This window comes from Marvinbryantia sp. (genome assembly GCF_047017445.1).
Classification (GTDB): domain Bacteria; phylum Bacillota; class Clostridia; order Lachnospirales; family Lachnospiraceae; genus Marvinbryantia.
The window spans coordinates 36812-59088 of record NZ_JBKXTT010000009.1 but is presented as its reverse complement, the minus strand read 5'-3'; the positions used below and the strand labels follow the sequence as shown (position 1 = coordinate 59088).

33 protein-coding genes are annotated in these 22277 nt (G+C 46.3%); 32 read left to right on the top strand and 1 reads right to left on the bottom strand.

The genetic code is table 11. The features are described from left to right. Positions 1-42: 42 nt before the first annotated feature. The 10 genes from ACLU9Q_RS11875 (at position 43) to ACLU9Q_RS11830 (ending at position 4385) form a co-directional block, all read left to right on the top strand. Entirely contained in the window at positions 43-204 is a 162-nt protein-coding gene (locus ACLU9Q_RS11875) for a hypothetical protein (protein ID WP_298515579.1), read from the top strand. A 92-nt stretch (positions 205-296) separates the two neighbouring features. Then, a complete protein-coding gene (locus tag ACLU9Q_RS11870) occupies positions 297-482 on the top strand; it encodes a hypothetical protein (RefSeq protein ID WP_298515576.1) in 186 nt (61 codons plus the stop codon). Between the two features lie 235 nt (positions 483-717). Continuing rightward, complete coding sequence (locus ACLU9Q_RS11865) at positions 718-957, top strand: helix-turn-helix domain-containing protein (protein WP_296906630.1); 240 nt, start codon at positions 718-720, stop codon at positions 955-957. Then, positions 951-1190: a helix-turn-helix domain-containing protein gene (locus ACLU9Q_RS11860; protein ID WP_296906628.1), complete on the top strand. Its 240-nt coding sequence runs from the start codon at positions 951-953 to the stop codon at positions 1188-1190. The genes ACLU9Q_RS11865 and ACLU9Q_RS11860 overlap by 7 nt, the downstream gene beginning before the upstream one ends. Next, positions 1162-1368, top strand: a complete 207-nt coding sequence (locus ACLU9Q_RS11855; protein ID WP_296906624.1) for a hypothetical protein — start codon at positions 1162-1164, stop codon at positions 1366-1368. The genes ACLU9Q_RS11860 and ACLU9Q_RS11855 overlap by 29 nt, the downstream gene beginning before the upstream one ends. Continuing rightward, entirely contained in the window at positions 1365-1691 is a 327-nt protein-coding gene (locus ACLU9Q_RS11850) for a hypothetical protein (protein ID WP_296906621.1), read from the top strand. The genes ACLU9Q_RS11855 and ACLU9Q_RS11850 overlap by 4 nt, the downstream gene beginning before the upstream one ends. A gap of 286 nt (positions 1692-1977) precedes the next feature. After that, positions 1978-2244, top strand: a complete 267-nt coding sequence (locus ACLU9Q_RS11845) for a DUF6906 family protein (protein ID WP_412625283.1) — start codon at positions 1978-1980, stop codon at positions 2242-2244. 88 nt (positions 2245-2332) lie between these two features. Next, positions 2333-2833 carry a hypothetical protein gene (locus ACLU9Q_RS11840; protein WP_412625282.1) on the top strand — a complete coding sequence of 167 codons (501 nt, stop codon included), beginning with the start codon at positions 2333-2335 and terminating at the stop codon, positions 2831-2833. Between the two features lie 65 nt (positions 2834-2898). Continuing rightward, a complete protein-coding gene (locus tag ACLU9Q_RS11835; RefSeq protein ID WP_296835015.1) occupies positions 2899-4194 on the top strand; it encodes an AAA family ATPase in 1296 nt (431 codons plus the stop codon). Between the two features lie 2 nt (positions 4195-4196). Next, positions 4197-4385 (top strand): helix-turn-helix domain-containing protein, encoded by a 189-nt coding sequence (locus ACLU9Q_RS11830; protein ID WP_296835018.1) that lies wholly within the window; start codon positions 4197-4199, stop codon positions 4383-4385. Here ACLU9Q_RS11830 and ACLU9Q_RS11825 read toward each other — a convergent pair. Then, on the bottom strand, positions 4351-4587 hold the full coding sequence (locus ACLU9Q_RS11825; RefSeq protein ID WP_334295198.1) for a helix-turn-helix transcriptional regulator: 237 nt from the start codon (positions 4585-4587) through the stop codon (positions 4351-4353). The genes ACLU9Q_RS11830 and ACLU9Q_RS11825 overlap by 35 nt on opposite strands. A gap of 104 nt (positions 4588-4691) precedes the next feature. On the opposite strand from ACLU9Q_RS11825, the gene ACLU9Q_RS11820 reads away from it, so the two are divergent. The 22 genes from ACLU9Q_RS11820 to ACLU9Q_RS11715 all read left to right on the top strand — a co-directional run bounded on the left by ACLU9Q_RS11820 (position 4692) and on the right by ACLU9Q_RS11715 (position 22267). Next, the gene (locus tag ACLU9Q_RS11820) at positions 4692-5450 is read left to right on the top strand and encodes a hypothetical protein (protein ID WP_296835013.1); all 759 of its coding nucleotides are present in this window, start codon (positions 4692-4694) and stop codon (positions 5448-5450) included. Beyond that, positions 5444-6595, top strand: coding sequence for an ATP-binding protein (locus tag ACLU9Q_RS11815; RefSeq protein ID WP_330606315.1), 1152 nt, complete (start codon positions 5444-5446; stop codon positions 6593-6595). Before ACLU9Q_RS11820 ends, ACLU9Q_RS11815 begins: the two co-directional genes overlap by 7 nt. Before the next feature lie 14 nt (positions 6596-6609). Further along, on the top strand, positions 6610-7050 hold the full coding sequence (locus tag ACLU9Q_RS11810; RefSeq protein ID WP_296835008.1) for a hypothetical protein: 441 nt from the start codon (positions 6610-6612) through the stop codon (positions 7048-7050). 12 nt (positions 7051-7062) lie between these two features. Next, positions 7063-9729 carry a DEAD/DEAH box helicase family protein gene (locus ACLU9Q_RS11805; RefSeq protein ID WP_330490508.1) on the top strand — a complete coding sequence of 889 codons (2667 nt, stop codon included), beginning with the start codon at positions 7063-7065 and terminating at the stop codon, positions 9727-9729. A 51-nt stretch (positions 9730-9780) separates the two neighbouring features. Continuing rightward, positions 9781-12021: an AAA family ATPase gene (locus tag ACLU9Q_RS11800; RefSeq protein ID WP_296835006.1), complete on the top strand. Its 2241-nt coding sequence runs from the start codon at positions 9781-9783 to the stop codon at positions 12019-12021. Between the two features lie 308 nt (positions 12022-12329). Then, positions 12330-12725 carry a RusA family crossover junction endodeoxyribonuclease gene (locus tag ACLU9Q_RS11795; RefSeq protein ID WP_296835004.1) on the top strand — a complete coding sequence of 132 codons (396 nt, stop codon included), beginning with the start codon at positions 12330-12332 and terminating at the stop codon, positions 12723-12725. Next, entirely contained in the window at positions 12722-12982 is a 261-nt protein-coding gene (locus ACLU9Q_RS11790) for a hypothetical protein (RefSeq protein ID WP_296835002.1), read from the top strand. The genes ACLU9Q_RS11795 and ACLU9Q_RS11790 overlap by 4 nt, the downstream gene beginning before the upstream one ends. Next, positions 12948-13211, top strand: coding sequence for a helix-turn-helix domain-containing protein (locus ACLU9Q_RS11785; RefSeq protein WP_296835000.1), 264 nt, complete (start codon positions 12948-12950; stop codon positions 13209-13211). Before ACLU9Q_RS11790 ends, ACLU9Q_RS11785 begins: the two co-directional genes overlap by 35 nt. A gap of 64 nt (positions 13212-13275) precedes the next feature. Beyond that, positions 13276-15030: a DNA cytosine methyltransferase gene (locus ACLU9Q_RS11780; protein WP_296834998.1), complete on the top strand. Its 1755-nt coding sequence runs from the start codon at positions 13276-13278 to the stop codon at positions 15028-15030. Between the two features lie 69 nt (positions 15031-15099). Next, positions 15100-15897: a DNA adenine methylase gene (locus ACLU9Q_RS11775; protein WP_296928478.1), complete on the top strand. Its 798-nt coding sequence runs from the start codon at positions 15100-15102 to the stop codon at positions 15895-15897. A 15-nt stretch (positions 15898-15912) separates the two neighbouring features. Continuing rightward, complete coding sequence (locus ACLU9Q_RS11770; RefSeq protein WP_296834992.1) at positions 15913-16518, top strand: hypothetical protein; 606 nt, start codon at positions 15913-15915, stop codon at positions 16516-16518. After that, positions 16403-16639: a helix-turn-helix domain-containing protein gene (locus tag ACLU9Q_RS11765; RefSeq protein ID WP_412625281.1), complete on the top strand. Its 237-nt coding sequence runs from the start codon at positions 16403-16405 to the stop codon at positions 16637-16639. Before ACLU9Q_RS11770 ends, ACLU9Q_RS11765 begins: the two co-directional genes overlap by 116 nt. Beyond that, positions 16636-17235, top strand: a complete 600-nt coding sequence (locus ACLU9Q_RS11760; protein ID WP_296834990.1) for a hypothetical protein — start codon at positions 16636-16638, stop codon at positions 17233-17235. The genes ACLU9Q_RS11765 and ACLU9Q_RS11760 overlap by 4 nt, the downstream gene beginning before the upstream one ends. Next, the gene (locus ACLU9Q_RS11755) at positions 17228-17407 is read left to right on the top strand and encodes a hypothetical protein (RefSeq protein WP_296834988.1); all 180 of its coding nucleotides are present in this window, start codon (positions 17228-17230) and stop codon (positions 17405-17407) included. The genes ACLU9Q_RS11760 and ACLU9Q_RS11755 overlap by 8 nt, the downstream gene beginning before the upstream one ends. 9 nt (positions 17408-17416) lie before the next feature. Further along, positions 17417-17554: a hypothetical protein gene (locus ACLU9Q_RS11750; protein WP_296834987.1), complete on the top strand. Its 138-nt coding sequence runs from the start codon at positions 17417-17419 to the stop codon at positions 17552-17554. A 1-nt stretch (position 17555) separates the two neighbouring features. Beyond that, positions 17556-17819, top strand: coding sequence for a hypothetical protein (locus ACLU9Q_RS11745; RefSeq protein WP_296834985.1), 264 nt, complete (start codon positions 17556-17558; stop codon positions 17817-17819). Beyond that, positions 17810-18232, top strand: a complete 423-nt coding sequence (locus tag ACLU9Q_RS11740) for a sigma factor-like helix-turn-helix DNA-binding protein (RefSeq protein ID WP_296834983.1) — start codon at positions 17810-17812, stop codon at positions 18230-18232. The genes ACLU9Q_RS11745 and ACLU9Q_RS11740 overlap by 10 nt, the downstream gene beginning before the upstream one ends. A 131-nt stretch (positions 18233-18363) precedes the next feature. Continuing rightward, positions 18364-19482: a DUF4417 domain-containing protein gene (locus ACLU9Q_RS11735; RefSeq protein ID WP_296834981.1), complete on the top strand. Its 1119-nt coding sequence runs from the start codon at positions 18364-18366 to the stop codon at positions 19480-19482. Between the two features lie 92 nt (positions 19483-19574). After that, positions 19575-19901, top strand: coding sequence for a hypothetical protein (locus ACLU9Q_RS11730; protein ID WP_296834979.1), 327 nt, complete (start codon positions 19575-19577; stop codon positions 19899-19901). Between the two features lie 37 nt (positions 19902-19938). Further along, positions 19939-20304 (top strand): hypothetical protein, encoded by a 366-nt coding sequence (locus tag ACLU9Q_RS11725; RefSeq protein ID WP_296834977.1) that lies wholly within the window; start codon positions 19939-19941, stop codon positions 20302-20304. A 74-nt stretch (positions 20305-20378) separates the two neighbouring features. Further along, positions 20379-20945 carry a hypothetical protein gene (locus ACLU9Q_RS11720; RefSeq protein WP_296834975.1) on the top strand — a complete coding sequence of 189 codons (567 nt, stop codon included), beginning with the start codon at positions 20379-20381 and terminating at the stop codon, positions 20943-20945. Continuing rightward, on the top strand, positions 20942-22267 hold the full coding sequence (locus tag ACLU9Q_RS11715; protein ID WP_296834973.1) for a terminase large subunit domain-containing protein: 1326 nt from the start codon (positions 20942-20944) through the stop codon (positions 22265-22267). The genes ACLU9Q_RS11720 and ACLU9Q_RS11715 overlap by 4 nt, the downstream gene beginning before the upstream one ends. Positions 22268-22277: the final 10 nt, after the last annotated feature.

Genomic DNA, 22277 nt, shown 5'->3' with positions numbered 1-22277 from the left:
TCCAATTTTTTTTAATTATACCACCAGAAAGGAAGTGAGACAATGTCAGAAAAAGAAAAGAATGAAATCGCCGAAATGGTAGAAACAGCAGAGTTGCTGGCGAAGCACGATCCGCAAAGCCTTGTGATTGCAAAGGCGAATTTGGATATTTTGAAAAGTAGATGTGAGATCGAGAAAGCAATGAGAGAAGAGAGCGCAGGATAGCAATTTTACGCATGGAGTAAGAGCGTCACGTGTAAAGTCAAATGAAAGAACGTTTCTTGAACCCAGGTTGCCGGAAGAAAAGAGGTGAGAGAATGACGAGAGTAAACCAGTATATTCAGGAGATTCTTAATGGAATGGAAGAGCGAGAATTTACGCAGGGAGAGGCTGAAATGCTTCCTAAAATGTTAGAACATTCCATAAAGGAAAACAGCAAAAGATTTGAGCATCACAAACCCTTTACTGTTTTCAAATTTCCTACTGATTGTAGTGGTCAATAATCGGTTTAAATTCGAATGTCAATTTATCATATTCTTGATAAAACTGTTCGAGCGTTAATGGCATGGCATCAGTAGTAATGTTTTGGTACAGCAAGTATGCGATAGAAAGGTCATGAAGAATCTTTTCTTTGTCCATTGCGATATTTTCCTTTCTACAGTATTCCAGATGGCAGTCTGGTCTACAGTATAAGACGGAGAATAGCAAAAGGCAACAAGAAAGCGAGGTGAGAGAGAATTGACCATCGCAGAAGCGAACGAGCCCTTTGCAAGCGGTCTGAGGACACTGATTGTTCAAAAGGGATTTAAAAATCTGTATTTAGCGCAAAAGGCAGGATACACAGCACAGGAACTGAGCGACATGCTACATGGTCGACGCTTGATTGAAGCGTGTGACATCCCGAGACTGGCAAAGGCTTTAAATGTTAGGGAGGATGAAATTTATGCAGCGGGAAAGGAAGGAGGGGCAGAATGGTAGAAGCATATAAACCATTATACACAGTCAAACAGGCAGCGCAGATATTGCTGACAAATGTTTCAGCGGTGTATGAGCTGATGAACACAGGACAATTACCGTATCTGAATCTGGGGCAGAAAAAGATACGTGGGAGCGATTTGGAGAGATTCATAGAGAAGTATCCGACGGCGCTTCCAAGAGATGACGGAAAAGGAGGACGAGTCAATGCAGAAAAGAATGTATGCAGGTCTTGACGCAACAGACAGCGCCGGATTTGGTCCGACAGAGGTGATGCTGGTAGAAGCCGGAAGGGTACACAGCGTCAGAGAGCGCGCTGCAAAGCTCCGGGAGAATGCGATGACATATATTTTCGGGACGCTGATCAAGCAGGTTCTTGAGGATCTGGATCTGTGGGAGGAAGGCACGCAATGAAATACATAAAGTATTTACGCAGTTATGCCGCGATCACGACCGGGCTGCTTCTGGGCGGCGGGACAGTATTCCTGCTCGGCGTTTGTTCCAGCATGGAGATCTGCTCCCTGCTGTTTGCCGGGACGATGGTATTCTCCGTTACAGCATCGGGATTTATGGCATTGACGGAAGATCGCTTCGGGAGCGCGCAGATACGGAAACACCGCCGTACAGAGGAGCCAGAGAGAAAGCTGCAGATATACACGCTTGACGGAGAGCCGCAGTGGGTACCGTCAGAGACATGCGACGGCATGGAAAAGCTGCGCATGGTAGTCGGGAGATAAGGAGGACAGAAAACATGACAGACAGGGATTTTGCTGTATGGTTGCGGAACATGGAGCTTGCTGTAAGTCGGGAAGCGTAGGCGAGAGGGATCCATATAAGCATAAATGCAGGAGGAGAAGGCACCAGCTTTGCATGTATTACAGACAGGATGCACAGCTACCATCACTGGACGTACAGCGATGGAGAAGAGGAATATATATATACGGATGATGATGAGAGTATATACAATCTCCTGCCGGAAGAAATCCGCATCGGAAAGGAACCATTAACAGAGGAGGTGAGAGCGTGAAGCAGCCGAAGAAACCAACACTGGCACAGAAAAAGCTTATTGCGGACGCCGGTCTGGATCCGGAAAAGTGGATGGTGCGGTATGAGGACAATGGATACCTGCACATCATTGACAAGGGCGTACTTGAACAGCGGGAAGTACATATCATTGACAAGCAGACAGGTCAGATTGTTAAAAGGCCGTCTGACGGCGGGGAGAATATTGGAATTGCCGGAAGAGCATCCCATGGTGACAGGAACATGGAAAATGCCCCGGGGTTTTAGGAGAACCGCCAGGGCAGCAAAATAATATCACGAGTGCATTATAGCACGGAAAGGACAGTCATGAAAAAGTATTTTTGGAGAAATTTTAATGGGAGTAGTAAAGATTTGTGAGGGCGCCGACCCGGAGAAAGTGGCAGATGAATGCGCAGATAAGATCATCAAGGAAATGTCTGGAGCAGGAGAAGGCGCGGGAGCAGAGAACGCATCCGGTTCTAGCGGAAAAAATGAGGACAGGGAAAATGCATCCGGTTCCGGCAGGGAAAACGGGGACAAGCCGGCGGAACAGAGAAACTTCGCTGCAGATGAAAAAGCTTCTGCTGGCAGAGAGCATGAAAATTTCCTCATCAGTGCGGAAGACCTCGAGACATTCCGGGTGAGTATAGCGCATGAGGCGGGGGATCCTGGAATAAACTTTTTGGTTACTGGAAATGCCAGGAGTATCTTTAACGGAATTGCAAACCTGCTTGAATATACAGCACTCACGCTCGCTGACGGAAAAGCAGCGGAAGCTGCGATGATTGCCGGGGAAATCGGAGAAGCGGTGAAAGAAGAGATCTTATCAGGAGGTACGCATAATGAGGAAGATTAAACTGAAAAAACTGAGGATGGAGAATTTCAAAGGCTGCCAGGGGTGCAGTGCCGGAAAGGAGCCATATGTCGCTGAAAATTAACCAACTTGAAATCGAAAATGTAAAACGGATAAAAGCCGTAAAAGTCGAGCCTGCCCAGGATGGCTTGACTATTATTGGAGGGAATAACAGACAGGGAAAAACATCTGTGCTGGATTCCATCACATGGGCACTCGGAGGGGATAGATACAGACCGTCATGTGCGCAGCGGGAAGGTTCAGTAATCCCGCCATACATACGCATTACAATGAACAATGGGCTGGTCGTAGAGCGGAAAGGGAAAAACAGTGATCTGAAAGTAACAGATCCTTCCGGGAAAAAGGCAGGGCAGCAGCTTCTGAATGAATTTATTGAACAGCTTGCACTGGATCTTCCGAAATTTATGAATTCATCCGGGAAAGAAAAAGCGGAAACGCTTCTCCGGCTTATTGGTATTGGTGACCAGGTCGCAGCACTGGAAAAGAAAGAAGCAGAGCTGTATAGTGACCGGCAGGCAGTCGGGCGTATCGCAGATCAGAAAAAGAAATATGCCAGGGAGCAGGTCTTTTATCCCGATGCACCGCGCGAACTGGTGTCCCCGACGGAACTTATCCGCAGGCAGCAGGAGATCCTGGCGCGGAACGGCGAGAACCAGCGAAAACGGAATGCCCTGCAGCAGATGCAGGCACAGTCCGAAGAAATGGACAGCAGGATTGCCGGCATGGAAGAACAGCTCAGAAAAATGAGGGCTGAACGGGAAAAAATCGCGGCTGACATAGAGACTGCCCGGAAAACGGCTGAAGAACTGCAGGATGAATCCACTGCTGAACTGGAGGCTGATCTTGCTAATGTCGAGGAGATAAACCGTAAAGTCCGTGCAAACCTGGACAAAGATAAAGCGGAAGAGGATGCGCGTGATTATGAACGTCAGTATAATCAGCTGACCGGGCAGATTACGAAGGTACGGGAAGAGAAGGCTGCCCTGCTGGACCATGCGGAACTTCCGCTGCCTGGATTATCGGTTGCTGAAGGGGAACTTATTTACAAAGGGCAGAAATGGGATAACATGTCCGGTGCTGACCAGCTGAAGGTTTCCACAGCTATTGTGCGGAAGCTGAATCCGGAGTGCGGTTTTGTGTTGATGGATAAATTAGAGCAGATGGACCCTGTTACCCTGGAAGAATTCGGGGAGTGGCTTACGAAGGAAGGATTACAGGTTATTGCGACAAGGGTATCCACCGGGGATGAGTGCTCCGTCATCATCAGTGACGGATACATAGAAGGGCAGGAGCATCCCGTCATGGAAGAGAAAAAAACAACATGGAAAGCAGGTGAATTTTGATAGTGAGAAAATATTTAAAAGAAGCCCGCCAGAAAGCGGGCATGACGCAGCAACAGGTGGCAGATCAGCTAGGGATCAGTCTCGTATATTACCAGAAAATAGAACAAGGATCTCGGACGGGTGATTTTGAAATTTGGGATGCTTTGGAAGATTTATTTAATCTTCATCAAAGGGAACTCCGCAAGATATAAGAAAAGCATCACGACCAAGCAGATAATCAATGGAAACATTTAGGATATCAGCTATACGGACTAAACATTCAAGCGACGGCGAGCGTTCTGCCTGTTCGTATTTCTGGTAGGCATTTAAAGATATTTGTAATTTATCAGCCATTATTTGCTGTGTAAAACCATTTTTCATACGTGTCTTTCGAAGCCTTTTGTTGAAGACCATAACTTACCTCCGAAAAAAAATAATCTTGACATTACATACATATTGTACTATATTATAGAAAATAATAATACATACAATTCGTATGTAGTTGAAGGAGGAAATATATGAGCAAAAGGTTAGAGGCATTAGTTAAAAAAGCAATGGCGGTAGATTGCGGAAATTATTACTTGCGATGTTCGGAATTTTTAGAATTGGCGGAACATTGTCAGAACAATTTTATCAATGGCTCATACATTCTTTTTAAAATCGGATTTTTAAAAGGACAGAGAGCTGAAAAAGCAAGGCAAAAAAAAGAAAAGATAGAAGGCGGTGATATGAGAATGGGAAGACTTATTGATTTGACCGGACAGCGGTTTGGAAAGCTGACTGTACTTTGGCGCGAGTCAGATAAGGTATATTCAAATGGAGCAATCGCTGTGAAGTGGATGTGCAGATGTGATTGTGGTCAACTGATTGCAGTATACGCAAATAGTTTGCGTAAAGGAAGTACAAGGAGTTGTGGATGTGCTCGTAGCGAATATTTTACGGAAAAGCATATTAATCAAAAACATGGTGGTAGTTTTCAGAATGGAAAAGGAGAACGCTTGTATAGAGTCTGGCTTGGCATGACTGAACGTTGTCGCAATCCTAATCACAATAGATATCAAGATTACGGAGGAAGAGGTATTTATGTATGTGATGAGTGGAAGCATGATTATGCTGAGTTTCGGAAGTGGGCATTGAATCATGGATACGATGAAATGGCACCAAGAGGAATGTGCACTATAGATAGAATTGATGTTGATGGCCCATATTCACCAGATAATTGCAGGTTTGTATCTATGAAGATTCAAGCAAATAATAGAAGAAAGAAGGTATGCTAATGCAGATTATTAAAGGGAAAATTCCTTCTGCGAAAAAGATCACAATTTATGGGCCAGAAGGTATTGGCAAGAGTACTTTTGCCGCCCAGTTTCCAGACCCTGTGTTTATTGATACCGAGGGAAGTACTAAAGAAATGGATGTTGCAAGATTTAAAAAACCCACGAGCTGGACAATGCTGTTAGAGCAGATTAATTATGTAAAAAATAATCCAGATATTTGCAGGACACTCGTAATTGATACGATAGATTGGGCCGAAGCGATGTGTGTGGAGCATATATGCGCAAAACACCACAAAGATGGACTTGAAAGCTTCGGATATGGGATGGGCTATGTTTATGTAAAGGAAGAATTTGGAAGATTTTTGAACAGCCTGGAAGAAGTAGTCAATGCCGGAGTGAACGTGGTGCTGACGGCCCATGCACAGATCCGGAAGTTTGAGCAGCCGGACGAGATGGGAGCTTACGACCGGTGGGAACTGAAGCTTGGGAAAAAGACTTCATCACAGACGGCTCCACTGGTGAAGGAGTGGAGCGATGCTTTGCTGTTTGCTAATTACAAAACCTATTCTGTTGCGGCAGATGACAAAGGGAAAAAGCATAAGGCCCAGGGCGGTACAAGAGTAATGTATACGAACCATCATCCGTGCTGGGATGCAAAAAACCGGTATGGGCTGCCGGATGAGGTGCCGTTTGAGTATGCCTCCATTGCGCATATTCTGGAAAACACCGCCCCTGTCCGGGAAACTTCCCGGACGGAGAACGCGACAACAAGGCAGGAATATGGTGCCAGTAACGTGCAGGAACAGCATGACCAGAAAAAAGATGAAACGGAGACGGAAAGAAAGGTACCGGATATTCCAGCAGATGGAGAACAGATGACGCTGCCCGGCTGCGGTACTGGTGGGGATGATTTCCCCGAACCGGATCCGCAGATACCGAAAGCCCTGCGCGATCTCATGAAGATGCACGGAGTGCTGGAATGGGATATCCAAAACGTGGTCGCGGCGCGCGGATACTTTCCGTCAGATATGCCGGTAAAGGATTACCCGGCGGATTTCATTTCCGGGGTACTGGTCGGGGCATGGCCACAGGTGCATGCAATGATTAAAGACATGAAAGAAAAAGAAGAGATACCGTTTGATTAAGGAGGAAGCAGAAAATGAATGCAGATGGAAGAGAACTGGACTGGAATGACAGCATACAGAATGACAGCAGCTTTGTGGAGTTGCCGGAAGGAGACTATGATTTTGTAATTGACCATTTTGAGCGAGGAAGGTCGAAAGGAAGCGATAAACTGCCGCCCTGCAACATGGCAACAGTATTTTTCAATGTAACTGGACCGGATGGCGGCATGGCGACAATCCGCGAAAATTTTATTCTTCATTCGAAAATGGAATGGAAACTGTCGGAGCTGTTCTGCAGTGTGGGACTTAAGAAAAAGGGGGAAGAACTGAGAATGAACTGGAATGCACTGTCGGGACTGACGGGACGGGCGCATGTCATTCTTTCACCGGACAGGAATGATCCGTCAAAAAAATATAACCATATTGATAAGCTTTATCCGAAAGAACCCAAAAGGTTTGAGGCAGGTAAATTTTAAGGGGCAGGAGACATGGAACTGAGAGATTACCAGATAGAAGCAAAGAATGCAATCTTTGAGGAATGGGAAAAGGGGATACAGAAGACGCTGCTTGTACTTCCAACAGGATGCCATGCAGAAGGCGAAAAACTTTTAATGGCAGACGGAACAATCCTGGCAGTCGAAAATATAAAAGCAGGAGATCATCTGCTTGGCATGGATGGAAGAGTGAGACGGGTTCTGGCTGTTACGTCTGGGACGGACAGACTGTACAGGATTATGCCAGTAAAAGGGAAGCCCTTTACTGTTACGGGAAGCCATCAACTCACCCTGGTGCGTACAAATGAAAAAAAGAATCCGTTATATCCGTGCCAGAATAAGGGCGGCGAAATCATAGATGTGGCAGTAAATGAGTGGCTTGGCTGGAGCAGTTATAAAAAGCATTTGTATAAGCTTTTGAGATGCGCATTTATCTGGAAGTTTCCAGATTCAGAGCAGACCAGGCTGCCAGTTGATCCATATTTTCTTGGAATCCTGCTCGGGGATGGCAATGTAAAAAACAGCATAAGTGTCACGACACCGGATACGGAGGTAGTGGAAGAACTCCATTACCAGGCAAAAAAATACAATATGCATCTGCGCGAAGAAGAGGCCGGAAAAGCGATGACATATCTGTTTGTATCAGACGACAGCTCTGCACTGGGAAGAAACGGAAGCAGGCTGCACAGGGATCTTGTGCAAGCCGGCATACGCAGAAAAGGCGCAGTAGATAAACATGTGCCATATGCTTATAAAACAGCGGACAGTTCTGTCAGATATGAAATTCTTGCGGGGCTGCTTGATTCAGACGGTTCTTACAACAGGACGGCACCCGGATATGACTTTATTTCAAAGTCTGAGACACTGGCAGCTGATGTCGAATTTATATGCAGGTCGCTCGGAATTGCGGCCTACATGAATCCCTGCATAAAAAAATGCGGTGATGCCGAAGGCATTTATTACCGGGTAAGCATAAGCGGGGACTGCTCCGCTATTCCGTGTAGGGTTAAAAGAAAAACAGCTTCCGCAAGAATGCAGAAAAAAGATGTTCTGAGAACAGGGTTTACTGTAAAAGAAGCGGGGACAGGAAAATATTACGGTTTTACCGTCGACGGTGATAACCGGTATCTCCTGGATGATTTTACCATCACACATAACTGCGGCAAGACGATCGTGTTCGCAAAAGTAGCAGAAGAATGCGTGCGCCGGGGCGAGCGGGTGCTCATCCTTGCGCACCGCGGCGAGCTGCTAGAGCAGGCATCTGACAAGATTGCAAAAGCAACCGGACTGAGGTGCGCGGTCGAAAAGGCAGAGGAAACTTGTCTGGGAAGCTGGTTCCGCATTGCTGTGGGTTCTGTGCAGACCATGATGAGAGAGCAGAGGCTCAGCCGGTTCGAAGAAGGCTATTTTGACACCATCATTATAGATGAAGCGCACCATTGCCTTTCCGATAGTTACCAAAAGGTGCTGCAGCATTTTCCAGAAGCACATGTGCTTGGCGTGACAGCTACGCCCGACAGGGGAGACATGCGAAATCTGGGGCAGTATTTCGAATCACTCGCATATGAATATACCCTTCCGAAAGCCATTAAAAGCGGATACCTGGTGCCGATTAAGGCGCTGACGCTGCCTCTGAAGCTGGACATAACTGGTGTAGGCGTACAGGCAGGTGATTTCAAAGCGGGAGACATAGGGACAGCACTGGATCCGTACCTTGACAGGATCGCGGAGGAAATGCGGAAATACTGCATGGACAGGAAGACGGTTGTCTTCCTTCCGCTTGTAAAAACAAGCCAGAAATTCTGCCAGATACTGAATGACAGCGGCTTTATAGCTGCCGAGGTAAACGGAAACAGCGCAGACCGTGCGCAGATACTGGAAGAATTCGAGAGAGGGAATTACAACGTCCTTTGTAACTCCATGCTGCTTACGGAAGGCTGGGACTGCCCGGACGTTGACTGCATCATTGTACTGCGTCCTACAAAAGTACGCAGCCTGTACAGTCAGATGGTGGGGCGTGGTACGAGACTGGCACCAGGTAAGGACAGCCTGCTCGTCCTGGACTTTTTATGGCACACGGAACGCCACGAACTCTGCCATCCGGCAAGCCTTATCTGCCAGGATGAAGAGGTAGCCAGAAAAATGACGGAGAATATCAGCACGGCGGGCTGTCCGGTAGATATAGAAGAAGCAGAGAAAACGGCTTCTGCAGATGTTGTGGCGCAGCGTGAGGAATCGCTTGCGAAGCAGCTTGCAGAAATGCGCATGCGCAAGAAAAAGCTGGTGGACCCGCTGCAGTTTGAAATGAGCATACAGGCGGAAGACCTTTCCGGATATGTGCCTGCATTCGGATGGGAGATGGGACCGCCGACCGACAGACAGAAAAAGACACTGGAAAAACTGGGCATTCTTCCGGATGTGATTGAGAATGCAGGAAAGGCGGCGAAGCTTCTGGACCGTCTGGACAGGCGCCGGACGGAAGGGCTGACAACACCCAAACAGATCCGTTTTCTGGAAGGACGGGGATTCCGGCATGTCGGGACATGGGATTTTGATTCTGCAAAGAATCTTATTGACAGGATTGCCGCTAATGGATGGCGGACACCTGCTGGAATCAGCCCGCAGGAATACAGACCAAATACGGGACAGACGGTTATTTGAAAAAGTTATCATGGCGCAGAAAAATCATAAGGATATAACAGGGTAAGAATTATGTATGACAATAAAGAATATCTGCTTGGAGCATTGGATTCTTTAAATCCGGCATGCTTAAGCTATACGGAGTGGTGTGCTGTTGGGATGGCGTTGAAAGAAGAAGGTTTTGACGTATCTGTCTGGGACGAATGGAGCAGGAATGACAGCCGCTACCATATAGGGGAATGTGAGCGGAAGTGGAGCGGGTTTCGCGGAAACAGTACGCCTGTCACGGCGGGTACGATCGTGCAGCTCGCGAAAGAACATGGATGGGCACCGGATACCGGGCATGAACTGGATTGGGACGATTCCATCCGGTATGATGATGCGCACATGGTAGTTGACAGGAACTGGCTGGAAGGAAAAGACATTGCTGAACCGGCGGAATGGAATCCTGCAGGGCAGCTCATAAGATATCTGGAGACACTGTTTGAGGCCGGGGAAAATGTCGGGTATGTTTCAAAAAGCTGGAAAAATGAAAAGGGCCGCCATGTGCCTAAAGACAAGGGGAATTACGACCGTACCGCAGAGCAGCTCATAGAAGCGTTGTCAGAATGCCGTGACGGTGATATCGGGGATGTTATCGGGGATTATGACGCGGAAGGAGGGGCGTGGATCCGCTTCAATCCGCTGGATGGGAAAGGCGTGCGCAATGAAAATGTAACGGATTTCCGGTACGCCCTGGTGGAATCTGACGGCATGGAGCTTGCGGAGCAGAATGCTATACTCCGTGAGCTGGAGCTTCCGATTGCCTGTCTGGTTTATTCCGGCGGAAAGAGCCTGCATGCAATCGTAAAGATAGATGCGCAGGATTACAGTGAATACAGGAAACGGGTAGATTATCTGTATGATGTATGCAGTAAAAATGGCATGAAAGTGGATACACAGAACCGGAATCCGTCCAGGCTGTCCAGGATGCCCGGTGTCCTCAGAAACGGCAGGAAGCAGTTTATTGTGGACACAAATCTTGGAAAAGAAAACTGGGAGCAGTGGCATGAATGGATTGAAAGCGTGAATGACGACCTTCCGGACCCGGAAGGTCTGAAAGAAATATGGGATAATATGCCGGAACTGGCACCGCCGCTGATTGAAAATGTTCTACGGCAGGGGCATAAGATGCTGATTGCAGGACCATCAAAAGCCGGAAAATCGTTCCTGCTCATAGAAATGTGCATATGTATCGCAGAGGGAAGAAAGTGGCTGAAATGGGATTGCGCAAAAGGCAGGGTACTGTATGTGAATCTCGAACTTGACCGTGCGAGCTGCCTGCACCGATTCCGGGATGTGTATAAAACAATGTGCATACGTCCGGATAACCTCCAGAATATCGATATATGGAATCTGAGGGGAAAGTCTGTGCCGATGGACCGTCTTGCGCCCAAACTTATAAGGCGGGCGGCGAAGAAGAATTACATAGCGGTCATTATCGACCCGATTTACAAGGTAATCACCGGGGACGAAAACAGTGCAGACCAGATGGCGAAATTCTGCAACCAGTTTGACAAGATATGCACAGAACTTGGCACGGCAGTCATTTACTGTCATCACCACAGCAAGGGCAGCCAGGGCGGAAAGCGCTCAATGGACCGCGCCAGCGGGTCCGGCGTGTTTGCGCGTGATCCAGATGCACTTCTGGATCTGATCGAACTGGAAACAAATGATGCGCTTATGCTGCAGGAAGAAAACAAAGCGGTATGCAGGATATGCAAGATATACCTTGACAGTCATTTTGCGTGGCAGTGCGACCTGTCACAGGATGATTTGTGCAGCAGGACAAAAATGCTGGAGTACTGCCGTGAAAAACTGAATTCCGGACAAATGGCAACACTGCAATTTAATATAGACCAAGAGCTTGAAAGAGTGCGTAAAATGACAGCATGGAGGATTGAAGGGACGCTGCGCGAATTCCCGAAGTTTGATCCCGTAAACCTGTGGTTTGATTATCCGGCGCACCGGACTGACAGATCCGGGGCACTGAACGACATACATCCGGAAGATGATAAGCCCATGTGGCAGAGGGCGGCAGACAGACGGAAAGAAAGCGCAAAGAGTAAGAGAGAAAAACAGGCACTTGAATTTGAAATGGCATATTCGGCTATAGAGATGGACGGTCCTGTTTCTACAAAAGCGCTTGCGGAGTCTCTTGGAATCACACCGGATGCAGTCAAAAAAAGACTTAAAAACAGTAATTCTTATTATTATGATAACGGCATTATTCACCGTAAAGAAAAAAATGATAGTAAGAACGACCAGGAATGACCATGATAATTCCTTCCTGGCAGGAACGGGAATAACCATGGTTATTCGTACCTGCATAATGTACGAACGACCATGATAATTCCGGTCATTCCCGGAAACAGGAACGACCAGGAATGACCATGGTTGTTAAGGGGGTACGAATGACCTATATACTACGTATATATATTCCGTTCGTACCCCTCACGGGGTCCTTGCAGGGGTGGGACGAGTCGTGCGACAGCTCACGCACGACGCCTCCCCCACACCCGCAACCAAGGACATAAAAGATCATTCATGGATTTTAATACGTTAAAGAGGTGAAGCGAATAATGGTAACTGAATTTTTTATGGCAATGGAGCCGCCGACCTGCACACACCAAGAGAAACAGATACATGTGGTAAATGGGAAACCGGTATTTTATGAACCACAGGAAGTAAAAGCAGCCCGTCAGAAACTGCAGGCACATCTGGTACAGCACAGACCGGAGAAAAAGTATGATCATGGCATAAGGCTGACTGTGAAATGGTGTTTTCCGAGAGGACGACATCACGACGGCGCATACCGGATAACAAAACCGGATACAGACAATCTGCAGAAACTCCTGAAAGATTGCATGACTGCTGCTGGATTCTGGAAAGACGATGCGCTGGTGGCATCAGAGATTGTGGAAAAATTCTGGGCAAAAATCCCCGGAATCTACATAAGGATTGAGGAGCTGCAATGAATGGCAGACAGAAAGAGGAATATTACAGGACAGTAACAGATTGCTGGCGGCTGTTTCTGAAGTACCGTGAATCAGTAAATTCAAACGGGGTATGGAAAAGCATAATCCAGGAAGCTGACATGGTAGCTAAAAAACATGGGAACACGAAGTTTGTACAGGGACTGTTGCTACTTGTCATGGATGAGATAGAAAGGTTGCAGAAAGAAAAGGAAAAAGAAAGTAATGGACAGAAACTTAATAGCAGGGACTGCACATGAATTATACGGACAGGGTAAATCGCCGAAACAGATCGCGGCTGTGCTGCATACATCAGTCCAGACCGCATATGAACTGACACGCGATATTCCGAAGGGAGAACTGAATGACAATGGTCTCACGAGCAAATTACAGGTCATGGCGGATTTCCCGGTGCGGTGGATAGATGCCGTGAATCCGATAAGGAGATATTACGGGCATGAGCCGATGGAGTTGCATTTTGATCAATAAAACCGGAAAGGAGCACACAGAAAACATGCGCTTCTGCAGGCGCGGCTGACGAGGAGGGAAGATAATGAGAGAAGGATTAATCATTGATTTATTTGCCGGTGGAGGCGGAGCATCTACCGGAATAGAGTTATACACAGGACGGCATGTAGATATTGCAGTCAACCATGATCCGGAAGCGATAAGGCTTCATGCTACCAATCATCCAGACACGCTCCACTTGACGGAGGATATTTTTGAGGTTGACCTGCAAAAATACGTAAAGGGATGTCATGTAGCTTTGATGTGGGCATCGCCGGACTGTACACAGTTTTCCAAGGCAAAGGGAGGAAAGCCCCGCGAAAAGGGACAGCGCGTGCTTCCGTGGGCGGTACATAAGCACGCAGAAGCATTGAAACCCGATGTCATCATCATGGAGAACGTTGAGGAAATCCAGCAGTGGGGACCGCTGGATGTAGCAGGGCACCCGATAAAAGAACGCGCCGGAGAGGATTACAGGAAATTTATCACAGCAATGATATCACTTGGGTATGTGTTTGACAGCCGGGAGCTGGTAGCAGCAGACTACGGAGCACCGACAACGCGAAAACGATGGTATGCAATTTTCCGGCGGGATGGAAAGCCTGTCGTCTGGCCGGAGAAAACGCACAGCAAAGGCGGCGCAAACGGCTTGAAGCCGTGGGAGCCGATTTACAAATATCTGGATTTGTGGGATTTTGGCAAATCCATTTTTGGACGCAAGAAACCTCTTGCAAAGAACACCGTGAACCGAATCGCCCACGGGCTAGATAAATTTGTATTTAACAACCCGGAACCGTTTATCGTACAGGTAAACCACAGCGGAGACACTTTCCGCGGACAGAGCATGGGCGAGCCGCTTCCAACGATTACGCAGAAACATGGTTTCGGAATGGTAACGCCGCTTGCGGTACCTTACATGATGAGGAACAATCATGGTGCACCTGGAAGCGATGCAAAGGATCCAATATTGACGATAACTACAGGCGGGCATCACGGTCTAATTACACCTTATATGATGCAGATCGGACAAACAGGATTTACAAAAGACCGGAACCGCACGCTGACAGATCCGTTAAGCACGATTGTCACTAAGAACGAGCACTGCATGATCAGCCCTTTGCTAATCCAGTATCATTCAGAAACGGCAAAATCAGACGTCCGCGGGCAGCAGGTAACGGAGCCAATCATGACGCTTGATACAAGTAATCGCTATGCGCTGGTTATGGGCTATCTGACTAAATTCTACAAAAGCGGATGCGGTCAATCCCTGTCAGAGCCAATACATACCATTACGACGTCTACGGGGCATTTTGGGACGGTAAATATTTTAGCGGTACCGATGGAAGAACTGCTGGCGGGGATGGATTACAGCATTAAGGAGCAGGGCGAATTAAGTGAGATCATCCGGAAGTGCACATGGGTATCACAATTTATCATGGAATATTATGGATGCGGTACAGGACAGAGCTTAAATGATCCGCTGCACACGATTGTAACAAAAGACAGGTTCGCATTGGTTACGGTGTTGGAAAACGAATATGTTATCTTGGACATTTTCCTGCGGATGCTGAAACCGCGCGAGCTGATGTTGGGACAGGGATTCCCGGAAGATTACATTCTTGACCATGATTATACAGGCAGGAAAATCCCTGTTTGCCAGCAGGTAGCAAAGATCGGGAACAGTGTGGTGCCGATCATGGCAGAAAAGCTTGTAGAAGCGAACTGTCCGTATCTAAAAATCGGGGATCGCATAGGGAATATGCGGATTGATTACAGCGAGCCGCAGGCGCGATTTGCATGAGGTGCCTGCAGCACAGCTATCCCTGTTCGACCTGCCGGAGATGCAGGAAGGATAATGTGAGGTGAGAAAGTGAAGGCAGTAATAAAATATCCTGGAAGTAAATGGAGCATGGCAGAGTGGATCATATCGTTTTTTCCAAAGCACCACAGCTACCTCGAACCGTTCTTCGGCAGCGGGGCGATACTATTCAACAAGCCACGATCCAACATCGAGACAGTCAATGACTTGGATGGCAACGCGGTAAATCTGTTCGAGTGGGTCAGGAAGGATCCAGAACGGCTGGCCTATGAAATTTACTGGACGCCATATTCCAGGAAGATATATGACAGCACATACGCAGAAATGCCCGAAGGTAGTTTCGAGAAAGCAGTAAATTTCCTGATCCAATCAAATATGGGATATGGGTTCCGGACAAGAGATAAGAATGGGTGGAAAAATGATATCCAAGGACGGGAAAGAGCTTATGCATCACAAAACTGGCGTGTATTGCCGGATAAGATTTTACAGGCGGCAGAGCGGCTTCGGGGAGTGCAGATCGAGAACCGGGCAGCAGTAGAAGTAATTGAGCGTTTTGATTACAGTAACGTCCTGATCTATGCAGATCCGCCCTATGTCCTTTCCACCAGGCACGGCAAACAGTATAGATACGAGATGGACGACCGGGCTCATAAAGAATTACTGGATGTGTTGATCTCTCACAAAGGCCCGGTGCTGCTGAGTGGATACGACAATGATTTGTATAATGACAGATTGGCAGGCTGGCATAGAGAAGAAACAATCAGTATTACACAAGCAAGGAAAAAGGCAACAGAGGTTCTCTGGATGAATTTTGAACCAGAATGGCATCAGATGCGGCTTGATATCTGAACAGGAGGAAGGGGAATGAATATTTTAGAGCAGATTTTGGAGGAGATTGATCAAAAAATTGAAAAAGCAAAGGAATTAATGGTTTCATGTCCATGCGATAGGCTGGATGTAATAGCAAACGAAACAGCGGAAGCATTTATAGAAGCATACAAAGAATGCCAGGAAATTATCTGCTCCCACATGGAAGATGAACCTGTAAGTAATACTGACAAGTTGGATAATGGGTGGATCCCAGTGGGGGAGACCGAAGGAGACAGAATGATGGATGAGATTCAGAGAACGGAACTGATCGAGAGTCATATCGAAGAATGCAAACACAGGATAAGCGTTATAAATGGTTTCATGGAGACAAGTAATGATGCGGATGGAGACAATTGCTGCAAAAACATTCTTCGGCTCAAAACCGCTGTCACTGCGCTGGAGGAGCTGGAACAGTACCGGGAGATTGGCACCGTAAACGAATGCTATGGATACAAAATCCATAGCCAGAATATCAGAATGTTAAATGATTGCAATAATTGCGGGAGAAAAAGAAACTGCACAATTAAGCCAAGGTACGGGGAGTATTGCCGGATTAATTGTTATTTGTGGGAGGAAGATCAGAATGAACCAAAAAGCTAAAATCATCGAAATGTTACGCCAGCATGTCAGCCAGAAAGACATATCGCACAGGCTGGGAGTAAGTAGGAGATATGTGCACAGGGTACTGCTAGAGCTGAGAGAGAAGGGAGAAGCATTATGAGCAGAGCGGGATTGTTGCAGGTTGCAAAGCCAATCTTATTTAACACTGATATGGTACAGGCGATTCTGGATGGCGGAAAGACAGTAACGCGGCGGGTGATCAAACCACAACCGAGCAACATCGAAGGTAGTGTCGAGGGTATAAAAGTAATGAGTGGACAATTTGAAATTGAGTCGCCTTTCAAAGCAGGTGATTATCTGTATGTCCGGGAAACATGGGCACCATTACACTCGGATGAAGAGTCGGATAAAGTGTGTGGGTATATGTATAAAGCGGATTTGCCGGAGGATTATTGGTGTGGACGCTGGAAACCATCCATCCACATGCCTAAAGAAGCAGCCAGAATCTTCCTGGAAGTGACGAGTGTGCGAGTAGAGCAGTTACAGGATATCACGTGGCAGCAGGCAGCTAATGAGGGATGCTATGGAAGTACGTCGGATGAGCCGGATCCATTGTTTCATCTTCCGACATTAAGAGGAGAATTTGCAAAACTATGGAATTCCACCATCCCTAAGAAGGATCTGGACAAATACGACTGGGACGCAAATCCTTGGGTATGGGTAATCGAATTTGAAAGGGTGATGATGGATGATTAAATGTATATTGTTGATACTTGCAGCTCTGCTGTTTGCAGGCGGAGCGCACCCAGTGGAGCCGGAATACATTGTGATCGAGAGCGATTATGAAGGGACGGTGCTGCTGGATCAGGAGACGGGGACGCGGTATTTAAGAACAGATACAGGGCTTTACGAGTTAGAGGAAGGGTGAGATGAACAAATGCAGAATGAATACATGTTCAACCGGGCATTCCGGGAATACGTAAACAGATACGCCGCAGATCGCGGAATCACGCCGGAGCAGGCACTGGAACGCACAGAGGTGCAGCAGGCTGCAAGGTTTTATTCGGAGGTGTGAGATGGAGAAGATAAGGATTGCCAGACTAAGTGATTTACGCAAGGGTGATATCATCATACTGCGGCATAAGATACCGGTAAATGCAGCACTAAAAGAAGAGGACGGAAAGCAGAGAAAATATAAGGTTTTGTCGGTGAACAAAGACTATGCGCTATGCGAAAGCCTGAATGGGTATCCGCATAAAGCTCTGCCAGATGCGGGAAAAGAAGGCGAAAATATACAGATAGCAGCTACGCCGGGAGGGAGGGGATACCGATGGAAATGACGAGAGACAAACTAAAGCAATACCGGGCGCTGAAGAAAGAGATAGCCAGCCTTGATAAGGCAATAGACAAGCTGCAGGACCGGGCGATTGACATACCGACTGTGATCGGCAAGGTAAAGGGTTCCAGTCATGACTTTCCGTACATAGAGGAGCATTTCAGTGTCCAGATGGATGAGCCGAGAGAAGCAGATATGATCTCAAGGCGCATGCAGATCAGACAGCAGCGGAAGGAGGAATGCGAGAAGCTTGCGCTGGAGATCGAGCAGTTTGTCAGAGAGATCCCGGACAGTACGGACCGGCAGATAATTGAGATGGTGTTTCTGGAGGGAATGCGATTGCAGGATGCAGGGGAGAATGTTGGTTATACCAAAGGGAGAGTGTCACAGAAAATTAGTGCAATTCTGAAAGATTAAACCAATTAAACAAAAATCTGTGTTATACTTATACTGTAAAAGTTTGAGAGACGGGGAGCCATGATCCTGTCTCTTTTCTTTTGCATCTTTCTCCCTCATAGTTTTCTTATTTTGGGGCGCCCTGTAGAAATATGGGGCGCTTTTTAAGAAGGGAAAATGGATTAAATCAAGTAGTAGAAAGGAACGCTATGGATACAGTTAAAATATCAATCGACCATATTACCCCATACGACAGGAACGCCAAGAAGCATACTCATGAGCAGATTGAACAGATAAAGGAATCCATCCGGAAGTTTGGCTTAACTCGTCCGCTAGGTGTTTGGGGATATCAGAATATTCTGGTATATGGACATGGTACATTTCTGGCATTAAAAGAACTTGGTGTATCCGAGGTTCCATGTGTCCGTTTGGATCACCTGTCTGATGAGGAACGAAGGGCTTATACTTTGGTGGATAATCAGACTACACTCAATACTTCGTGGGAGAATCAACTGCTGAAAGAAGAACTGGCAGGAATTTTTGATATTGATATGTCTGTATTTGATTTTGATATGCCAGATGTCCTTGATGATAGCATTAAACAGAATGAGCAGAGCGAAGATGATGGATATTACGGGGATGAACGGGAACGCACGGCAAACGCTTATAATATGCTTGAATTTGATGAATCGGCATGCAGGGGATATTATCAGATGCCCTTTCTGGAACCATGTGGCTGCATTCCGAACGATATAATATCGTTTAATTATATGCTGTCTGCAAAAAATAAAGATGTTGGAATACATTTTTACATTGACGATTACCAATTTGAGAGAGTCTGGATAAGCCCGCAGATATATATAGAGAAGATGAGGGATTTTCAATGTGTTTTTACACCGGATTTTTCTTTATACACGGAAATGCCGATTGCTATGAAAATATGGAATATTTACCGGAGCCGGCTGATCGGACAGATGTGCCAGCGTGCGGGATTAAATGTTATTCCGACGGTGAGCTGGTGTGAAGAAAAGACCTTTGATTTCTGCTTTGATGGACTGCCGGAAAACAGTGTATTATCGATCAGTACTATTGGAGTGAAGCAGAACAAGGAAGCATTTTCTCTTTGGAAAGCCGGAGTTGATGAAATAATCCGGCACCTGCATCCACAGGTATTACTAATATATGGCGGTAAAGTAGATTATGATTATGGGGATGTAAGGACGGTTTATTATAAAAATCATGTTACGGACAGAATGAGTGGTGATGCATAAGGGGAGGAAGAGGAAGTTCGTTTTATTTAAGTTACCAGGGAAAAAATGGTGGGTCTGGCAGAGCTTCCAGCAATGGTACAAACGTTTCGCAAATGAAAGATAAGATTCAAATATTGCCACCCAAAGTTATTAACGATAAACTTGCATCTGAAGCACTCATGCAAATAAACCAAATAAAAGACAACAATTCCAGTGTTAAAATTTATCGGGCGACCATTGGAAACAGTATAAACCGAAATGATTGGATATTTTTGTCAAGAGCACAGGCTGAAAGATGGACAAGAACAGCTCTTGGCACACCCAAACCTGGGGTGAAGGTGATTGAAAGTACAGTGCAGGCAAAAGATGTTGATTGGACAGGCAAAAATCTTGAATTCGTTTATAAGGGGAAGCGACAAAAGAGGAATTCTAAAAAGTAGGTGAATTATAAGGGGAGGACGTGGCGCGAGATTCGGGATGAGCGATAAAGGACATGCATACGGGGATGGATATAAGACTGTGTTGCGGTACGGGAATGTGAAATTTGTAAGAGGAAATTTTGCTGATGGTACAGCGCCATTTGAAACGGAGACAAAAGGACGGGTTTATGTTTCCGTCAATAGCAAAGACCAGTTAAAAACAATAGCATATTATGATGCGGAAGGAAGACGCAGGAAATCCATTGATTTAGGGCATCCGCACAAGAAGATGCAGCCGCATGCTCATCATGGATATGTTCACAACGAAAATGATGGCAAAAAAGGTGCGAGTAATTTGACGACCGAAGAAAAGAAAATGGTTGAAAGAGTAAAGAAACTATGGCATAATTATCTTAACAGTTAGGAGTGACAGGGTAGCACGGGTTGATAGACCAAGACTCGGTTCGATTCCGGGCGGACTGTTAAGGGATTGCAGAAATGCGGTCCCATTTTTATTTTGAAAGGATAGGAGTGTGGCTATCAAGGGCAAAAGGAAAATATGAATACTGGCTGACTGAAGATGGTCTGATACTTCTTTCTGCATGGGCAAGAGACGGTGCAACAGATGAAGACATTGCGAAGAATATAGGAATAGCTCCTGCAACATTGTACGAATGGAAGAAGCGATTCCCGGAGATTTCGGAGGCCCTAAAAAAGAATAAGGAACTTGCTGATATTGTAATTGAAAACGAGTTGTATGAATCGTGCAAGGGCCGTACAGTGACGATAAAGAAGCCGATTAAGGTAAAGAAAGTACGAGTTACAGAAAAAGGCGAGCGATTCGAAACTGAGGTTATAGAATACGCAGACGAGGAAGTGCATATTCCCCCTAATACCACGGCGCAGATATTCTGGCTTAAAAACAGAAGACCGGATCGGTGGAGAGACAAGCCAGAGGAAAAGAAAACTGATAGTGTACAGGAACTGCTTAAAGGCATACAGACTATGGCGGATATTATCAGAAAACCTGTCCCGGACAGAAACATAGAGGACTTTGAGAAATGAATCAACCATCGCCTTTTACAGAAAATCAGATCAAATATGCAAAGCGCTGCCTGCATTCATGGTTCAATGTTGCTGAAGGCGGAAAGCGAGGCAGCAAGAATGTGCTGCAGACATGGATTTTCTGTAGTCTGCTGGAAACACATCAGAACCGCATTCATCTGATCGGCGGGGTTTCCACCGCAACGGCACGTCTGAACATCCTTGACTGTGACGGTTTTGGTCTGCTGAATTTCTTCGAAGGAAGATGCCGAGCAGGAAAATACCAGAACCGCGACTGTGTATATGTCCAGACAAAAACTGGGGAAAAGATTGTTCTGATATCCGGTGGCGGCAAGGATGGAGACGAAAAGCTGATAAAAGGTAATACGTACGGAATGGCGTACATTACAGAAGCAAATGAGTGTCATCCCAATTTTATCAAAGAGGTTTTTGACCGCACTCTTTCCAGCAGCGACAGAAAAGTCTTCCACGATCTTAACCCCAAAGCTCCGTCAAACTGGTATTATGTGGATATTCTGGATTATCACGAGAAAATGCAAAAAGAAGATCCAGAGTATGGGTACAATTACGGGCATTTTACCATTGCTGATAATATGTCAATCAGTAACGAGAAGCTGCGTGAGATATTGCGGACCTATGACAAAGGCACGGTCTGGTACAAGCGCGATATTCTTGGCAACCGGACGGCGGCAGAGGGGCTGATATTTAAATATTTTGCTGATAACAGCAAGCCGTATATCTGGCGGGAAAGCGATTTATTCGACCAGAATGGTGTTTTAAAGTTTCGGTTCATGATGATTACCATTGGGATTGATTTTGGCGGTAATAAGTCACGTACAACGTTCTATGCGACAGGATTTCTTCCGGGCTTCTCAAAACTAATCGTATTGGACGAGGACAAGCTTCCGATTTGCGAGGAAGTAAATACGAAAATGATTCAGGCAGAATTTCTGGAGTTCTTCCGGAGAGTGGAAGCGAAATATGGGTATATCTGCGAGTGTTTCGGGGATAATGCGGCATCTACTCTGATATATGATCTGACGCAGACCGTATACGAGAATCATCTCCAGACCACAATGAACGGCTGTGACAAAGATACCATACTGAACAGGATCCGTCTGGTGGATAATCTTTTGCGGAGCGGAAGGCTTTATATTCTTGATATCTGCACAGGCCTCATAAAAGCGATATCGGAACTCAAATGGGATGATGAAAAGGAAGATGAGGTAGAGGATCTGAATATCGGTTCCATCAATGATTACTGGGATGGATTTAATTATTCATTCACGCATTATATGGAACGATTATCGATTACGTATTGACGGAAACAGG

Excerpts from the sequence above, each read along its gene's own strand:
- ACLU9Q_RS11875 (WP_298515579.1), top strand. The coding sequence starts at position 43 with ATGTCAGAAAAAGAAAAGAATGAAATCGCCGAAATGGTAGAAACAGCA.
- ACLU9Q_RS11870 (WP_298515576.1), top strand. The coding sequence starts at position 297 with ATGACGAGAGTAAACCAGTATATTCAGGAGATTCTTAATGGAATGGAA.
- ACLU9Q_RS11860 (WP_296906628.1), top strand. The coding sequence starts at position 951 with ATGGTAGAAGCATATAAACCATTATACACAGTCAAACAGGCAGCGCAG.
- ACLU9Q_RS11855 (WP_296906624.1), top strand. The coding sequence starts at position 1,162 with ATGCAGAAAAGAATGTATGCAGGTCTTGACGCAACAGACAGCGCCGGA.
- ACLU9Q_RS11850 (WP_296906621.1), top strand. The coding sequence starts at position 1,365 with ATGAAATACATAAAGTATTTACGCAGTTATGCCGCGATCACGACCGGG.
- ACLU9Q_RS11840 (WP_412625282.1), top strand. The coding sequence starts at position 2,333 with ATGGGAGTAGTAAAGATTTGTGAGGGCGCCGACCCGGAGAAAGTGGCA.
- ACLU9Q_RS11835 (WP_296835015.1), top strand. The coding sequence starts at position 2,899 with ATGTCGCTGAAAATTAACCAACTTGAAATCGAAAATGTAAAACGGATA.
- ACLU9Q_RS11825 (WP_334295198.1), bottom strand. The coding sequence starts at position 4,587 with ATGGTCTTCAACAAAAGGCTTCGAAAGACACGTATGAAAAATGGTTTT.
- ACLU9Q_RS11820 (WP_296835013.1), top strand. The coding sequence starts at position 4,692 with ATGAGCAAAAGGTTAGAGGCATTAGTTAAAAAAGCAATGGCGGTAGAT.
- ACLU9Q_RS11815 (WP_330606315.1), top strand. The coding sequence starts at position 5,444 with ATGCTAATGCAGATTATTAAAGGGAAAATTCCTTCTGCGAAAAAGATC.
- ACLU9Q_RS11810 (WP_296835008.1), top strand. The coding sequence starts at position 6,610 with ATGAATGCAGATGGAAGAGAACTGGACTGGAATGACAGCATACAGAAT.
- ACLU9Q_RS11805 (WP_330490508.1), top strand. The coding sequence starts at position 7,063 with ATGGAACTGAGAGATTACCAGATAGAAGCAAAGAATGCAATCTTTGAG.
- ACLU9Q_RS11800 (WP_296835006.1), top strand. The coding sequence starts at position 9,781 with ATGTATGACAATAAAGAATATCTGCTTGGAGCATTGGATTCTTTAAAT.
- ACLU9Q_RS11795 (WP_296835004.1), top strand. The coding sequence starts at position 12,330 with ATGGTAACTGAATTTTTTATGGCAATGGAGCCGCCGACCTGCACACAC.
- ACLU9Q_RS11790 (WP_296835002.1), top strand. The coding sequence starts at position 12,722 with ATGAATGGCAGACAGAAAGAGGAATATTACAGGACAGTAACAGATTGC.
- ACLU9Q_RS11785 (WP_296835000.1), top strand. The coding sequence starts at position 12,948 with ATGGACAGAAACTTAATAGCAGGGACTGCACATGAATTATACGGACAG.
- ACLU9Q_RS11780 (WP_296834998.1), top strand. The coding sequence starts at position 13,276 with ATGAGAGAAGGATTAATCATTGATTTATTTGCCGGTGGAGGCGGAGCA.
- ACLU9Q_RS11770 (WP_296834992.1), top strand. The coding sequence starts at position 15,913 with ATGAATATTTTAGAGCAGATTTTGGAGGAGATTGATCAAAAAATTGAA.
- ACLU9Q_RS11765 (WP_412625281.1), top strand. The coding sequence starts at position 16,403 with ATGATTGCAATAATTGCGGGAGAAAAAGAAACTGCACAATTAAGCCAA.
- ACLU9Q_RS11760 (WP_296834990.1), top strand. The coding sequence starts at position 16,636 with ATGAGCAGAGCGGGATTGTTGCAGGTTGCAAAGCCAATCTTATTTAAC.
- ACLU9Q_RS11755 (WP_296834988.1), top strand. The coding sequence starts at position 17,228 with ATGATTAAATGTATATTGTTGATACTTGCAGCTCTGCTGTTTGCAGGC.
- ACLU9Q_RS11750 (WP_296834987.1), top strand. The coding sequence starts at position 17,417 with ATGCAGAATGAATACATGTTCAACCGGGCATTCCGGGAATACGTAAAC.
- ACLU9Q_RS11745 (WP_296834985.1), top strand. The coding sequence starts at position 17,556 with ATGGAGAAGATAAGGATTGCCAGACTAAGTGATTTACGCAAGGGTGAT.
- ACLU9Q_RS11740 (WP_296834983.1), top strand. The coding sequence starts at position 17,810 with ATGGAAATGACGAGAGACAAACTAAAGCAATACCGGGCGCTGAAGAAA.
- ACLU9Q_RS11735 (WP_296834981.1), top strand. The coding sequence starts at position 18,364 with ATGGGGCGCTTTTTAAGAAGGGAAAATGGATTAAATCAAGTAGTAGAA.
- ACLU9Q_RS11730 (WP_296834979.1), top strand. The coding sequence starts at position 19,575 with ATGAAAGATAAGATTCAAATATTGCCACCCAAAGTTATTAACGATAAA.
- ACLU9Q_RS11725 (WP_296834977.1), top strand. The coding sequence starts at position 19,939 with ATGAGCGATAAAGGACATGCATACGGGGATGGATATAAGACTGTGTTG.
- ACLU9Q_RS11720 (WP_296834975.1), top strand. The coding sequence starts at position 20,379 with ATGCGGTCCCATTTTTATTTTGAAAGGATAGGAGTGTGGCTATCAAGG.
- ACLU9Q_RS11715 (WP_296834973.1), top strand. The coding sequence starts at position 20,942 with ATGAATCAACCATCGCCTTTTACAGAAAATCAGATCAAATATGCAAAG.